9 protein-coding genes and 1 pseudogene are annotated in these 15,285 nt (G+C 51.6%); 5 read left to right on the top strand and 5 right to left on the bottom strand.

All coding sequences use genetic code 11. The annotated features are described in order from the left end of the window. Positions 1-20: 20 nt before the first annotated feature. Genes HG15A2_RS11930 through HG15A2_RS11915 form a run of 4 tightly spaced genes read left to right on the top strand, consistent with a single transcriptional unit; the run spans position 21 to position 6,573 of the window. The gene (locus tag HG15A2_RS11930; RefSeq protein WP_145060468.1) at positions 21-1,832 is read left to right on the top strand and encodes a hypothetical protein; all 1,812 of its coding nucleotides are present in this window, start codon (positions 21-23) and stop codon (positions 1,830-1,832) included. Between the two features lie 7 nt (positions 1,833-1,839). Next, positions 1,840-2,961 carry an ATP-binding protein gene (locus HG15A2_RS11925; RefSeq protein ID WP_246117715.1) on the top strand — a complete coding sequence of 374 codons (1,122 nt, stop codon included), beginning with the start codon at positions 1,840-1,842 and terminating at the stop codon, positions 2,959-2,961. Then, a complete protein-coding gene (locus HG15A2_RS11920; RefSeq protein WP_246117714.1) occupies positions 2,954-5,335 on the top strand; it encodes a DUF5682 family protein in 2,382 nt (793 codons plus the stop codon). Before HG15A2_RS11925 ends, HG15A2_RS11920 begins: the two co-directional genes overlap by 8 nt. Positions 5,336-5,373: 38 nt before the next feature. Beyond that, a complete protein-coding gene (locus tag HG15A2_RS11915) occupies positions 5,374-6,573 on the top strand; it encodes a VWA domain-containing protein (protein ID WP_145060467.1) in 1,200 nt (399 codons plus the stop codon). Between the two features lie 122 nt (positions 6,574-6,695). Here the strand turns inward: HG15A2_RS11915 and HG15A2_RS11910 are convergent, their stop codons facing one another. From HG15A2_RS11910 to HG15A2_RS11890, 5 genes and pseudogenes are all read right to left on the bottom strand, one after another. Next, a complete protein-coding gene (locus HG15A2_RS11910; protein WP_145060466.1) occupies positions 6,696-7,124 on the bottom strand; it encodes an integrase core domain-containing protein in 429 nt (142 codons plus the stop codon). A 51-nt stretch (positions 7,125-7,175) separates the two neighbouring features. Continuing rightward, positions 7,176-7,760: a hypothetical protein gene (locus HG15A2_RS11905; RefSeq protein WP_145060465.1), complete on the bottom strand. Its 585-nt coding sequence runs from the start codon at positions 7,758-7,760 to the stop codon at positions 7,176-7,178. A gap of 352 nt (positions 7,761-8,112) precedes the next feature. Further along, positions 8,113-8,343 (bottom strand): annotated as a pseudogene (locus HG15A2_RS11900) (transposase); the annotation flags it as partial. Between the two features lie 780 nt (positions 8,344-9,123). Next, positions 9,124-10,668 (bottom strand): right-handed parallel beta-helix repeat-containing protein, encoded by a 1,545-nt coding sequence (locus tag HG15A2_RS11895; protein ID WP_145060463.1) that lies wholly within the window; start codon positions 10,666-10,668, stop codon positions 9,124-9,126. 99 nt (positions 10,669-10,767) lie between these two features. Beyond that, positions 10,768-11,853, bottom strand: a complete 1,086-nt coding sequence (locus HG15A2_RS11890) for a peptidylprolyl isomerase (RefSeq protein ID WP_145060462.1) — start codon at positions 11,851-11,853, stop codon at positions 10,768-10,770. Positions 11,854-12,892: 1,039 nt separating this feature from the next. Here HG15A2_RS11890 and HG15A2_RS11885 point away from each other — a divergent pair. After that, positions 12,893-15,208 carry a hypothetical protein gene (locus HG15A2_RS11885; RefSeq protein WP_145060461.1) on the top strand — a complete coding sequence of 772 codons (2,316 nt, stop codon included), beginning with the start codon at positions 12,893-12,895 and terminating at the stop codon, positions 15,206-15,208. The last annotated feature ends 77 nt before the right edge of the window (positions 15,209-15,285 follow it).

Genomic DNA, 15,285 nt, shown 5'->3' with positions numbered 1-15,285 from the left:
CCATAAGAGACAGTAGAACCATGAGCATTGCAGTACTGAATCAGGTTTACGACGAAACGCGACGCCTCACGATTGCCGGCAGCAATTTGGCGGTTGGCGATTTTCGCCTGAAGAAGCTGGTAGAACCTTTGCGAAAGTCGAGCAATAAGGCTCCGGTGTTCACGAAAGTCGCTGACAGCATCGAGCAACTGGTTGACGGCGATGAAAAGAATTCGCCTCAAGCATTATTAGATTTGAGCTCACTCCTGCTGGCGATCTTGTATACGCAGGGCGCCACGGGTGTGAAGGGAGCGACCAAAGCGATCGAGTCCCTGGAAGTAGGAATCAGCACAACACAGGTTTCGTCTCGCGTACTGAAACCACTGCTCGAAGCCCTAAGCACCACGGGTTCTGGTCGATTGGAAACAGTGCAAGAAGCGTTTGATCGCGGTGCTTTCAATGACTTGAGGCTAATCAATCCAGCCATCAACGCCTTGAACGACGTTTACCCCGAGCTTGCGGATTTTGTCGCAGAGAAGGTTCTGCCCAAGTATGGGCCAGCAATTCTCCCCGAAATCAAAGATCGAATCGACATCAAGGGCAGAGCGGGTAACGTGAGGCGTCTGAAGTTACTGTATCAACTCGATCCCGAGACTGCGCGACCAATTGTCGAAGCAGCCTTCGACTCGGGCTCGAAGGAAATGAAGATTGCAGCACTCTGTTGCTTGGGTGACTCGAAGAAAGATCTGCCGCATTTGCTTGATCAAATAAAAGCGAAAGCGAAGGACGTTCGTCGTGTAGTCTTGGATCGCCTGTCGCTTTTCAAGGGCAAGGAGGTCGACAACGTATTTGAACAGGCGATTTGCAGCGGGGATGTTGATTTGGTTGTGAAACCAATCCGTGAAACCCGCAACACCAGAATATTGGCGATCGCCCAGCAGCAAACTAAGACCTGTTTCGACGATCTGCTCAAGGCGAAAGAAAAAAAGAAACGTGAAAGCCTCGTCAATCGATTAGACGTTCTAATAAGCTGTTTTTATGGCCGAAATGAGAAATCGACGAGTGACATGCTACTAGGCCTGTTCAACGGTCGTGAAAAGCTCACCGCAATTATCGGTGGCGATACCCTATTGGAAAGCCTCTGTTCAGTGATGGTATCTACTGGCGACAAGAAGCTGTTACTGGTGGTTGCCGACATCCACTCAACATTGGATGACGAAGCTACGAATGCTTTCCTATCGTCGGTGGTCGCAGTGTTGGTCACGCGTACGCCGAAGCAGGCATTCGATGAGTTGCGAGGGTACTACGATGGCACTAAAGGCAGCCGCAGATCAAAGAAAGGTCAGCGAGAAATCGTTGCTTCTCTGTTGGGGAGTGATTCGCGTGACCACACATATGGATATTTCCTGGAATGCCATGGCGGCGATGTCAACAAAGAAATGCTTAGTAAGGCCAAGTGGGACCCACGCTGGATTGATTTGGCCATCGAGACAGAAGACGTGGAGGTTGTTTGCCGTTTGGCCAATGCCAAGCACAAAACAGCGGGCGACTTTCTGGTCAGCTGGGTGCAAAGCCGAGGCCATAAGCTCGATGGCTGGGAAAGTACGCACGCCCTTGAAAAGTTGATCGAGATGAAGCACAAACAAGCCCCCGAACTTTTGCTGGCAACGATCATCGCTGCGTCTAAAAAGAAGAACAACCACTACGGAATCTCTTATTGGTTGTTCCCGCTAATCTCTAAACTCCCTAAATCAGCAACCAAGAAGGTAGAATCTGCTCTTGAGGGATTGTCTGAATCGTATATCGACCAAATCACGCCGCATCTGGTCACACTGAAGCAGAAAACAAGGTAACTGTACCATGGCAAAAAAACAGGCTCCGAAGATGACTCAAGAATCCAATGGCAAAATGCTTCGGCAACCTGCTGAGATCCTTTTCGCAGAAGAAATCGACGAGCTAATCAAGAACGATATGCACGAAAAGCCCACGGGTTGGCGTATGTCGCCTCGGGCGGTATTGACTTACATCTGCGGTGGCAATTCGGGCAAGTTGGCGATTACTCCCAAGTACGTCGGCAATCAGCGTTTGGTCGAGATCGCAATTTCTACCTTGATCACCGATCGCGCATTGCTTTTGATTGGCGAGCCAGGGACCGCCAAGTCCTGGCTGTCAGAGCACCTGGCAGCTGCCATCAACGGCGACTCAACAAAAGTGGTGCAGGGCACGGCCGGCACAACCGAAGAGCAGATTCGATATACCTGGAACTACGCGATGCTCATTGCCAGCGGTCCCAGCGATCAGGCATTGATCAAAAGTCCGGTTTATCGCGCCATGGAAGAAGGATCACTCGCTCGTTTTGAAGAGATCACGCGTTGTGCTTCGGAAGTACAGGACGCGATGATTTCGCTGCTTTCCGAGAAACGACTTTCGCTTCCCGAACTCGAAAAAGAAATCCCCGCCCAAAAAGGTTTTTCGGTCATCGCAACGGCTAACACCCGCGATCGGGGAGTCAACGACATGTCGGCAGCGCTCAAGCGACGTTTCAATCTTGTCGTGCTTCCGTCTCCGGCCAGCATCGAAACAGAAATTCAAATTGTGACTAGCCGCGTTGAGCAACTAGCATCGAATCTTGACCTCCAGGCTGAAGTGCCCACTGAGGATGCGGTAGAAAAGGTTGTGACCATCTTCCGCGAGTTGCGATCGGGGCAGACCCTTGATGGCAAAAATAAAGTGAAATCGCCATCCGGTGTACTATCGACAGCAGAAGCCATTTCGCTTCTAGCCAACAGCATGGCGCTCGCCGGCAACTTCGGCTCAGGGACCATCACCGACGAAGATATCGCGGCTGCATTACAGGGCTCAGTTGTAAAAGACGAAGAAAAAGATCATGTCGTTTGGTCTGAGTATCTGAAAAACGTCATGAAAAAACGAGGGGCGAGCTGGCGGCCACTGTTCAACGCCTGTTCGGACCAGAATGCCTAAAACGACAGAAACCATGGTGCCAACGTTTGGAGTTCGCCATCTGTCACCGATGGGAGCTTGGCAGCTGCGCCGGTTCTTGGACGAAGTGCAACCTCGGGTCGTGTTGGTGGAAGGCTTGGAGGATGCGACCTACTTGATCTCGGACATCGTTCGCAAGGGAACGCAGCCGCCAATTGCAATTCTTGCATATACCCAAGAAGTGCCGGTTCGTACGCTCGTTTATCCGTTGGCAAAGTATAGTCCCGAGTATCAGGCAATTGCCTGGTCTAAGGAAAACAAGGCACGTGTCGAATTCTTTGACTTGCCATCCGACAAATTCTTAGCGTTGCAAGCAAACGAGGAGGAAAGGCGGCTGGCAGAGTTACAGGCCGAGATAGCTGCCGAAGAGGAAGAAGGAGAAAGAAGGCCTGACGAACCTCCTGTTGAAGATGCAAATGGCGAGACGCTTGGCGACAACAGCGCTCCCGAGGCGTCGTGGGCGATGTATGCACGAATGGCGGAACTAGTCGGCGAACACGACTACGAAAGCTATTGGGAGCGGAATTTCGAGCACAACGGAGCTGCCGATGCCTATCGTCAATCCTCCTTTGAATTCGGCCGGGGACTCCGTGAGTGCGACAGTCGAGAACCTTTTTTTCATGCGGAAAATCTTGTTCGCGAAGCGTACATGCGGCGACGGATTCAGCATGTCCTTGCCAGCGGTTGCCCTGCCGAGAAAGTCGTGGCGATCGTAGGCGCATTTCATGCGCCGGTACTAAACGATGGCGAGCCTGCCATGACAGACAGCGAGCTGGAATCGCTCAGCTCTTTGGCGAGCAAGCTCACGTTGATGCCCTACTCGTATTTCAAGCTTTCCTCGCAGTCGGGCTACGGCGCTGGCAATCGCGCTCCCGCCTACTTCGAGTTGCTGTGGGAGGCCATTGAGGCCGACGAATTGTCACAATTGCCGGCGCGTTACCTCTCGTTGGTTACACGACACCTCCGCAAGGCCGGAACGTCCCGTTCGACAGCGGAAGTCATCGAGGGCGTGCGCTTAGCCAAAACACTTTCGGCCCTTAAGGAGGGATTAGCTCCCACTTTGCGAGACTTACAGGACGCGGCGATCACACTGATAGGACACGGTGAACGCTCGGTCGTGCAAGAGTCGCTAGCACGCGTGGAAGTCGGTACCGCCATCGGACGATTACCCAAGGGGGTCAGTCAGACCTCAATACAAGAAGATTTTGACCGAGAACTAGAGAGGCTGAAACTAACGAAATATCGCGAAGGCGTGAAACAAGAGCTGGCACTCGATCTACGCGAGAACCGACGGGCGAAAACCGAAGCGGCCGCGTTTCTGGACTTGAGCCGATCTTCGTTCCTTAATCGTCTGTCCTTGCTGGAGGTTTCGTTTGCCGCGCCTCAGCCAGACAAGCAAGAATCAACCACCTGGCGCGAACGTTGGCACTTGCACTGGACGCCCGGAGCAGAAATCGGCCTTGTCGAAGCCGTTCTATTGGGAGAAACCGTCGAATTGGCAGCAGCTTTTAAGTTCAAAACAGAATTGGAAAAATGCACGACTATCGGTGCCGCTGGTTCAATGGTCCGCTTAGCGTGCGAATGCGGGATGATGCGTGCGATGGACCAAGCACGCGGCGTTTTGCAAAGACTGTCAGCAGATACTTCGGCGTTTCCGTCGATTGCGCAGGCGGCTCAGGAGCTTTCAGTCGTGGTCCGCTATGGGGATGTGCGTCAGTTCGATCCGAAGCCTCTGGTGCCCTTGATCGAAGCACTATTCGTACAAGGCACGCTGGGACTGTTCCACGCGACGAATTGTGGCAACGACGCAGCAAAGCCAATCGCAAGTGGCATGGACGCTTTGAATAAAGTCGCCTTGGAGTACCACGACCAAGTTGACGAACCTGCTTGGATCGCGCAATTACACAACCTTTCAGACGCTGACGATCACAACCCGCTGCTTTCGGGTTACGCTTGTGCAATATTGCTGGAACGCAACGAGATCACTAACGAGCAACTCGGTCGCGAAGTTTCGCGTCGTTTATCTCCTGGAATCGAAGCCGACTTGGGAGCCGGATGGTTTGAAGGCCTTTCCGGCAGGAATCGCTATGCTCTGCTGGCACGCCAAGTTTTATGGGAACAACTGGCTGACTACGTCAAGTCGTTGGACGACGAACAGTTTTCACGGGCGTTGGTTTTTCTGCGCAGAGCGTTTGGCAGCTTCAGCCCGCAGGAGAAACGATCGATCTCCGAGAATCTTGGCGAATGTTGGGGAGTCGGTGGAGACCTGACCAGCGAAGTGCTATCGCAACCCCTTTTGGAGGATGAGGAACAGGCCATCGACGATTTGAACGAGTTTGATTTTGATGATCTCTGAGTTCTAACCATCGGCAAATCAATAATCAGGCGATTGTTATGACGAATGAAAAAGCGATCGATGACGCTCAACTTCGCCGTTGGCGTTTGATTCTAGGCAAGGACTCTCAAGATCAACTCTCCGACTACAGCTCGGGAGGGCTGGCACTCAGTGCCGATCAACTGCTAATGGATGAAGCGCTTGCGGCGATTTACGATGAAACGGATGCGGAACAATCTTCGTCTCGGGGCGCCGGTCTCGAGAAGTCGGCCCCTAGGTTGGCAAAATGGCTAGGGGACGTCCGCACATATTTCACAGAAGATGTCGTCACCGTTATCCAACAAGACGCGATTGAGCGTAAAGGAATGACGCAGTTGTTATTTGAGCCCGAGATGCTCAAGAATGTCCAACCGAATGTCCAGTTAGTGGGCACACTGATGGCGCTAAAAGGTCAAATCCCGGAACGCACAAAAGAGACGGCTCGGATGGTTGTGCGGGCCGTAGTCGACAAGATCAAGCTTTCGCTCGAACAGAAAATACGACAGGCGGTACTTGGCGCACTCAACCGCAACGAACACTCGCCAATTCCCCATGTGAATAGCATCGACTGGAAATGGACAATCGGGCGCAATCTCAAGAATTACAACGCCGAACTCGGGCTTTTGATTCCCGAACGCGTCTATTTCTATTCAAGAGCCCAGCGCACGAACAATTGGACGGTCATTGTCGACATGGATCAAAGTGGTTCAATGGCTGAATCGGTTGTCTACGGCGCGGTGGTTGGCTCAATCTTCGCCAGCCTGCCAGCGCTTAAGACGCATGTCGTGGCGTTCGATACTGAGGTAGTCGATTTAACCGAACAATGTGGCGATGACCCGGTCGATATGTTGTTCGGAGTTCAACTGGGAGGCGGTACGGATATCAATCAGTCAGTGGCCTATTGCCAGCAATTCATCACCGAACCAGGCGAGACGCTCTTTATCCTTCTAACCGACCTATACGAGGGTGGCAACGAAGCGCAGTTAGTGCGTCGGCTGAGTGAGATGGTCGAATCCGGAGTTCGTGTGCTGTGCCTTCTCGCCCTGTCTGATAGTGGCATTCCCAGTTACGACGAAGGGCTAGCTAAAAAGCTAGCTAGTCTGGGAATTCCCTGCTTTGGCTGCACGCCGCAGAAATTGCCTGAGCTGGTGGAAGGCGCGCTTAGGGGGACTGACTTGCAGTCGCTGGCGACACGCATCAAGACGGCTACGCTAACTTGATGCTTTTTATTCATAACATTTGTTACCTGTAAATCCCTATCAAATAAGTTCGGGTCGTTGCCGACTTACACAGTCAAATAGTCGAATTGCTCTGGCAAAGAATCAGTCAGTATTATGTGTTTTTAAGCAGCCATCCGTTCGTAATTCTTGAGCACACCGCCTAGGCGTGTTTCGCAGACGATATCGCTTTCTTGAATGAGCGGTTCATCAACTGCTAGCCAAGAGCCAGTGAGTGGGCGGTTATCTTTCCGCTGATGTGGCCTGAGTTCGTTGTAGAAGGATGCGTATTCGCCCACGATGTAGTCGAGGTGCCTAAGCCCGAAGGTAATAAACCGATTCAGGCATTCATACTTTAACGAACCAATCCAACGTTCGATGTAGGCATTCTGATTGGGTGCTCGGGGTGCGGTGGGCTCGACTAAGACGTCTGCTTTTTCAAACACCTCGTCGAACTCACGTGAGTAACACCCATCACGATCTCGAATCAAGTATCGGATCGGCAGGCTAGCAGCATCTGCCTGCTGAATCAGTGCCTCTGCTTGGGAAACCATCCATTCGGATATTGGGTTAAATGTCGCAGGAGAGCAGATTACCCGCCGTGACTACACGTGCAGGAACGCCAACACGAACGCTTGCTTCAAGCCCGTCTTGGTGACGACCTTCTTGCTGAAGAAATCGACTTGCCACAGAGTGTCCGCGTGGATCTTCACAAACTCGTCCCAGGTGCCCTTGCCCCGTTTGGGGCTAGGATTGACGCCCTCCTCTTTCAGTATTGTTCTCACCGTTGTGCGACCAACACAATGTATTCTTAGTTTTCGTAATTCTCCCACGATGCGGCCGTAGCCCCAGCCAGTTTCTCTGGCGATTCTGATAACCAGCTGTCGAACCGACTCTACAGTCTTTGTTCGGCCCATTCGCTTGGCTGGTTTCACATCCCTTTGCCATTGGTACAATCGCTGGTGGGTTCGGGGATGGACAATCTTAATTAGTTTCAGGACTCCAGGGCCAATGGCTTTCCCCAGCTTCATCAGTCGCTCTCGCTCTCCCTTATCCAGGAAAATCCGTTGCTTGGGCACGCGCCGTCGAAGCATCTCATTCTCTGCCTTCAAGAACTCGATGTGGCGACGCAAATCACCCTCTGATGAGCTTGCCGATAGGTACAGCAACGGCGAGAACCAGCTGTTCATACATGAGACTTTCGTGCGAAAAGACCGAGGATTCCATTGTGACAATCTAGCTGAACACCTGGGGTTGGTTTTGATTCTCGCTGATCGGCGAAATCTCGCAAGTTGCGACCTCAATCGAGGGCCCTTAGACCGGCTATTGGCATCCCCGCTTGCGCTACGATTTTTTGCTAATCGTTGCTAAAAATTGAGGTCCCTTGCTAATGGTTGCAAGCTTGCAAGCGGGGATATGAATTGCGTGAGTCTCTGTCAGTGTTGTAGTTTCAGCAATTCAGGCTTGTGGGCCTCATAACCTCGAGGTCGTCGCTCTTGAAGTTCTGTGTGTCCGCACGCTTCCGAGCAGGGCTTACCAGCTTCCCTCTGCCAGGTGCTTCAGCATCTTGATGTCGAGTTGCTGGTCAGCCACGATCTCTTTCAGACGCTGGTTCTCGTCTTCAAGCTGTTTCAGTCGCTTCGCTTCTTCGGCCTTCATACCGCCGTACTTCGCACGCCAGCGGTGGTAGGTCGCTTCGCTAATCTCCAAGGCTTGCAGCACCGCTGCCACGTCTTTGCCCGTGTTGAGCATCACGTCGCTCCTGGCCAAAATTGGCGGGTTAGACTCTCATAACACATGGACTAGGTTTTGGGGGCAGGCCAAGAGACTCGCGTTGATTCGGGAAAGCCCGAGAAAGTTTGCTCCTGTGTTTCTCAAGCTGAACAGCTTGCCTTCCATTTCTTTTCAGAGCCTGGGAGGAGGGGGATAACGAGAGCGATCAGCGGACGCCGATCGGTAAATGACTGGCTACTATTCTAGCGGCAGATAGATCGCAGCTTTGAAAATGGCACTTGGGGTGAGCGATTCTTATCGCGAAGCTCTTAGCTATTTGGGGATTGCCTGCCCTAGTGAGCTGACACCTTGGATGGAATAACTACTGCGGGAAATCCGATGCGATGCGATTACCGCGACTCGTAGCTTTTCATCAGGCACTCGACTTGTAGTTGAGTGGAGACAAGATTTCGCAAAACACGCGCCCGATTTTCTTCACGGGTAGCGCTCGCAAAGTGACTACGCACGCTGCGTCAAAAAAGCGCTAACGCTTGCTAATCGATGATAATACTTGATGTCCTTTCAAGCGACTTGAGCCCGTAGTAAGATCAGAAAACCACTGTAAACGCAGTGGTTTTTTCAGGACGACCGGGCCTCTCTCATAACCTCGAGGTCGTCGGTGAGTGTCTTAGCTCGATTGCATTAGGGCAGCCGCATAATCTCCGGGTCGACGGTAACTGGCGAGACGACAATCTCACTCCTCCCGGTTTGTGCGTGCGGTTTTAGACGGACTAGATTTATCAAAAAGCCGACGGCAAAGCATTCGGATTTCTCATGAATCTACTGCTCCACTTCATATTCAAAGGCACCACGGTCGGGGACACGACTGCGATGAAGCGGGTTGCCCCAGAAGTCCACGGGTGGCATGTCCGAAATCTTCTGGCCGGAGTCGATGGCTGGCGACCCTTTTTTTAGTTGATATCCCGCAAGCGAATCCCGTCCCACTTTTCCCTCTCCAGGGGCGACAAGTAAGGGATCGCTAGTCAACTTATGTGGATCCTCGGGTTCAGAGTCAGGGTGATTCCCATAGAAGATGTTGCTCTCGAACCGGTTGTCCTTGCTAATGCCGAAATCATAGCCGCCGCTTCCCAGATTGTAGAAGATGTTGTTGAAATAGGCGGTTCCATCGGGCCAAGCGTCGTCCCATTCTTTGTGCCAAATCACCCGTGTTTCCCTTTTCGGCCCTTGATAGAGCACGTTATTGTAAATGGACGTGTTAGTGACCTTGCCAGAGATACGAAATACATTCCCCCCGTCGTTCTGGCTGATGTTATAGCGGACCACGGTGCCGTCGTTGAAATCAGTCGTACGCCCCTGGCAGCAGACCAGGATAAATCCGTGGTCGTTGTCGTGACTGTAATTGTATTGAAAAACAGAGTTCTTGCACTGGTAGTCGCTATCGAAACCGGCTCCATCGATCTGACCAGGGGCGAACTTGGTGCCGTAGGATTCGTTGAATTGCACGAGGGCATTGTCGCAGTTGTACGTGAACATTGCGTTGCCAGTGCCTTTGCCACCATTATCCTTGAACAAGTTGTGCTCGATCAGAGGCGAATCGGTACAGCGAACTATCAATCCGTTCTGTCCCGCCCTTTCGACGATGTTGTTCCGAATGACAACATGCTTGTTGGGAACCCAATTGCCGTCATCCTCCAAGCTGCGAAAACGCCACTCAGACTGATTGGAGATGCCGGTTCTGTCGACATCGCGAATATGGCAACCCTCGATGAGCAGATCGTCAAACCACGTCTTCTTCTTGCTGCCAACGACTTCCAAGAAGACTCCTCCGTTGTACTTCGTTTTCAGATTGCCGTTCACATCGTGTACGAAAAGATTGCGAAGATGGATATGATGGACCGCGCCAAAGTCCTCAGCGAGAACGTAGATGCCGCATTTGGCCCCGCTGTCTCCTTCCAGATAATTGGTAATCTCCAAGTTGGCAATCTCGAAATACTCCTGGTTATAGAGATAGACTGCAGCTCTCCCGGGCAGCTCTGTGGCGCCTTGGCCGGCAATGATGGGTCGAGGTCCTTCCCCGTACCGGTCGATCATGATTGGTTTGTCCAGGTTGCCCGACCCCTTTGGGTGGAGTTGCCCACTCCACGCGCCGCCGGCCTTAAAGAGAATGCGATCACCCGGCATAAAGGTAGTTGCATTGACTTTTTTCAAGGTGCGCCACGCCGTGTCAATCGAGTTCCCTGCGGCAAGGTCGTCGCCAGCAGCAGAGTCGATATGGTAAGTCTCTGCCGCAAGTTCTAGCGGCAAGAGAACAGCTAGAAATAACGGGAGCAAACTCTTACCAATAGAATCTCGTGTTGATTTCACAATTGATTCTCCTGACTTGATTTCATGTTCGCGAAAAACGGATTTCGCGCATCTTAATGGGATTTAGAACATTGCCACTGTCCAAACAGTCATCCATCGTTAATGCGCCATGACCCGGCCGTACACTAGTTCGTCAACGACGACCTCAGCCTCATTCACTCGCTGTGCAATGGAGCTCTCGTAGGCATGGTCAATGTAGCGCCTTTGAAGTACACGCTTCAGCTTGTCGTTGAAGAGGTAATACCCCATGTCGCGGCGTGCGACTACTTGAATCAGGAATAATTCGCTCGCTTGATCGAAAAGCTTGATTGCACCCATTGGTAGCTCGCGCACCTCTGGGGAAAAGTCAACGCTGCCGGACAGCTCACCACGCCTTGCCGTGTCACGTATGGTTTGTTCGAAATAGACTAAACCGGCACGCTTACTTTGCATCGAGTCCTTTATCTCGCCGCCTTCCCGAAGCTGACTGGCGAGTTGGCGAAGAATTTCCTTGGCATCGGTATCACTGGCGCGCAGCCCCCGAAAAGTCACTGGATCCGGCCTCTTGAATTGCTCCTTGTTTGCTTCATAAAAGTCACGCAGCTCCGCTACGGTGATCTCGCAATCGTCGTCAGCCAGACTTTGTTTTAGCCTCACAACAAGCAAGCTAAAATTGTGGGTATACCCTGTGCTCTCGCTGTATTCGACCGGTCCATAGATCGGTTCATGGTTTTCGACTGCTCTTTTTCTATTCCGGTTTTCTTCTGCTAGGCGTCTGAGAAAAGCGGCATAACTGATGTCTCGTACCAGTCCTTTCTCGAGTGCAAGCTGCTGTTGCAACTTAATCCGCACCGAGGAGTCGAGCGCCAACTTGCGAAGCTTCTTAAGGGGCACTTCACCATCGAAAGAACTCGTCCAGAACTTCCCCTGAACTTCATCAGCCCCGTATTGGCGGCTGAAATAGTCGAACACCGCGGCCCGGTGATCCAAAAGGCTGCGACGGAATTCGGGAAGTGTGATGTCGTGCCCGTTTACCGTAGCGACAACGTCTTCTACTGCCTTGGCGACAGTACATGGGAAGATCGGCAGGCCACAGGCTGCCAATACGGCTATGACGCACATTCTGCTTGTGAAGGTTCTATCCATCGCCGATGGTCTCTTGTTTTCACATGAAAAGGGGCGCGACGGCAGGGACGCCTGCTGCAAGAAATAGTCCGTTCAATCTGACGTGTACCTTCCACACGGGAGCAACTTCAAAGGTCTACCGTATATTGATCCTGTCGCGTTCTACGATGGCAAAGGGAAATTCGGTGAGAGGGGAAGACTCACTTGCGCCAACATCGAGGTGCCGACGGATCCGAACACTAAAAAACTCGAGTAGCGCACATTCTGGATTTCTGTCGTGTAGCAGTTGCTTGACTATTCCATGGCGGTCAGTTCACTCTGTAAAAGTATATGGCATAGAGCCCACGATTGTGGACAACCAAACAAGCGATTCGATAAAATTGCTAGAATGACTTGCCCTGCGACTGCTCTCCAGAGTCTTGACTGGGCTACGCATCTCACTGATGGCGACCGAGAGCGAGCTGAGATTGGTCATTATGAGTAGTCAGAGAATACTAAATTGGCTGTTAGTGACCGTGACAGACGCCAAAAACCGATTCGCGTGGTGCGCGTTGTTTCGACGCAGCCTGCCACACTGAATTCAGCAGCCGACGCCTCAGCAGAAGTCATGACCTGTCCCCCTTCAGCCGAGCCCATCACTAAACGACTTTCACCTCGGCCTTCGGCTCTCGTTTCGCTAGAAAAGAGTTCTTCAGGTGGATTTATTCTGTCCACATTTAGCTAACTTAGCCATTTCCTATTACAATAGCGTAGCATGATCAGAGGCACGGCTATCGGTTCAGCCGCACCGAGATTTGTATTGTGGCCTATGGATCAAAGGGTGTTTGACGAAGTGCCACCCGGTTGGACGAACGAGAAATCACGAACTACTTATTCGAGCGCATTTGAAAGCACACCCAATCTTCAAGCAGGCAATGGATCTGCGAATCTAAGCTACTCATGCAGGCCACGCAGGTTGTTGCTGGCACGACCTGCGGTTTTTTACCCTCATCGCCGATGACTCCGTTGAGATTTCATCGTTTCGAATCGAGACAAACTTATGCAAAGCAGTTGCACACTGAACAAACGATTCACTCAATCGCTTCTCTGCGGCATACTGTCGATAGGGTGCTATGGCTCCGTGGCTATTAGCGCAGATTATCATATCTCTACACAGGCGGACTTCGACACCTACCGCCAAGCGACTTTTTCCCCGGGTGACAACATCCTCCTTGAGCGAGACAAAGTGTTCACTGGCATGTTCGCCCCAAGAGCCGTAGGTACGCCTGGGAATGTGATTACTATTTCCGCCTATGGCACAGGGAACAAGCCGATCATTAACAACAATGGCGTCATTCACAATCACCCCAGTCGCCCCACCAGTGGCGACCCGGTGTCAGCTGGGCTACTTCTTTACAACTCGGAATATGTGGAAGTAAGCAATCTTGAAATCACCAATAACAACGGTGGAGATCAGGATGACGACGATTTAATGGGGATTTACGTACTCGGAGAAGACCAAGGCAAAGCCCTCAACCATATTTATCTTCAAGACAACTATATTCACCACGTCAATGGTGCGGTCGAGAAAAACATGAGAGGCGGAATCCATGTTCATGGAAAGTCGCCGACCTCTTCAAACGCGACGACCTATAACGATGTGCGGATAGTCAATAACGTGATTGACCAAATCGGTGGTGTCGGCATTGGCACCGACATCTCCAATGCCGACATCGAGCATGCGCACACTTTTACGGGCACGCATCGGGAAAATGCAATTAAGAATCTCTATGTTGCCCACAATTGGATTGGGAATACTGGCAGGAACTCCATGATCGCGCGCGACACCGACTATGCTGTCGTCGAATACAACACGTCAGCAAACAGTAGTCGCCATAGCACAGGGAATAGTTTTTATAATTTCAAGACAATAGGTACCGTATTTCAGTACAACGAAGCCTACGGCAACGTTGGCGACCCGGGAGACCATGATCGAGGAGGCTTTGATGCCGACTATTATTCAAAGGGCACAGTCATCCAATACAATTACAGTCACGGCAACCATTGGCTAGGGAGCATCATGAAGAAGCCGATGACAGACACCATCTTCCGATACAATCTTAGTGTCAATGACTTGTACGGTGCCTATCACTACGGATTCGAGAACGATTCAGATATGACGGACACGAGAGTTTATAACAACACCCATTACTTCAAGAGCAGCCTCTCCCCCGAGCTCATTGGGCCAAGCCTTGGTAGAACGCCGCTGGAAACAACTTTCAATAACAATGTTTTTCACAGCGACAGCTCGGGGACTGCGGGTGCCAATGCTGATAACGGCACGAATGTCGCGTATGACACCAATGTCTATCACAATATCACGCCACCGACGTCAGAAACTAACGCGCTGTTGTCGGATCCTCGGTTGGTTTCACCAGGAGCTGAGCCATACAACATTGATATGGAATTTGGCAGAGATGCACTTGCTGGATATATGCTCTCGGCGGATTCCCCATACATTGATGGCGGGCTCACGATTGCCGACAACGGTGGCCTTGATTTTTGGGGCAGAGTTGTGCCCAACGGCTCTGCCGATATTGGTGCAGGCGAATTCAGCGGAGCTGTAGCGGGACCTGCGGCGACAGTATTAACTGGAAACCTCTTTCCCGAGCCAGGGGGCGCGCAAGTAATTGCCGCTATGCCTGATGGTCCTAATAATAAATTCGGAGATGATTCCAGCAACTCATTGACTCAAACGTTCCAAGTCGATTCTACTTTTGATTTGAAAACGATATTTCTCGATTACGAATATGATTCCAACTCTGATCCTAGTGATATTCTCATAAACATGGAACTCTTTGAGATTGCAGACGTTGGAGCGAGCACGATAATTCCTGGTACGTCACGTTTAGTATTGACGGCTCTGAGTATGCCCGAGCTTTCAGCAAATGAAGAAGCAGCGATCGTGCTTGATTCTCCATTTTCACTGCCAGCTACTACTGGGACTGCTGGTTATGCCTTGCGACTGACAAACGGAGGAAGTCCGGGGTTCGAATGGCTTCGTACTGTGAGCACTCCCGGCTCCGTGTATGACTTTGGTCAGGCTTACGAGGATGGAATTGAGAAGAGTGGTGGCGAACGGGACTTTGTCATGGCGCTTTCCGACGTGGATGTGAGCTTAGTTGACAGTGCAGACTTTAACGGAGATGGCGATGTGGATGGTCGAGACTTCCTCGTCTGGCAGAGTGGGCTTGGCATAACCTCCGGCGCGCAAATTACTGACGGGGACGCAGACAATGACCATGACGTGGATGCAGATGATCTTACCGTGTGGACGGATCAATATGGCAACCAGACGCTGATATCAAGTGCAACCCCGGTTCCAGAACCGTCGACTGCCATACTTGCCGGCTTGTGCAGTATCGCAGCGATCAGCAGTAGACGGTTTCGCCAATGAATTTGGTGACTTTGTACTATTAAAGAACAACACGGACGTTGTAGAGAATGTACTTCCAATTGATTCCTACCGGCTAA

This window comes from Adhaeretor mobilis (assembly GCF_007741515.1).
Taxonomy (GTDB): domain Bacteria; phylum Planctomycetota; class Planctomycetia; order Pirellulales; family Lacipirellulaceae; genus Adhaeretor; species Adhaeretor mobilis.
The sequence above is the reverse complement of the archived record's forward strand: the minus strand, read 5'-3'. Positions and strand labels throughout refer to the sequence as shown.

Bases quoted from the DNA above. Each gene is read 5' to 3' on its own strand.
- HG15A2_RS11930 (WP_145060468.1), top strand. From the start codon at position 21: ATGAGCATTGCAGTACTGAATCAGGTTTACGACGAAACGCGACGCCTC.
- HG15A2_RS11925 (WP_246117715.1), top strand. From the start codon at position 1,840: ATGGCAAAAAAACAGGCTCCGAAGATGACTCAAGAATCCAATGGCAAA.
- HG15A2_RS11920 (WP_246117714.1), top strand. From the start codon at position 2,954: ATGCCTAAAACGACAGAAACCATGGTGCCAACGTTTGGAGTTCGCCAT.
- HG15A2_RS11915 (WP_145060467.1), top strand. From the start codon at position 5,374: ATGACGAATGAAAAAGCGATCGATGACGCTCAACTTCGCCGTTGGCGT.
- HG15A2_RS11910 (WP_145060466.1), bottom strand. From the start codon at position 7,124: ATGGTTTCCCAAGCAGAGGCACTGATTCAGCAGGCAGATGCTGCTAGC.
- HG15A2_RS11905 (WP_145060465.1), bottom strand. From the start codon at position 7,760: ATGAACAGCTGGTTCTCGCCGTTGCTGTACCTATCGGCAAGCTCATCA.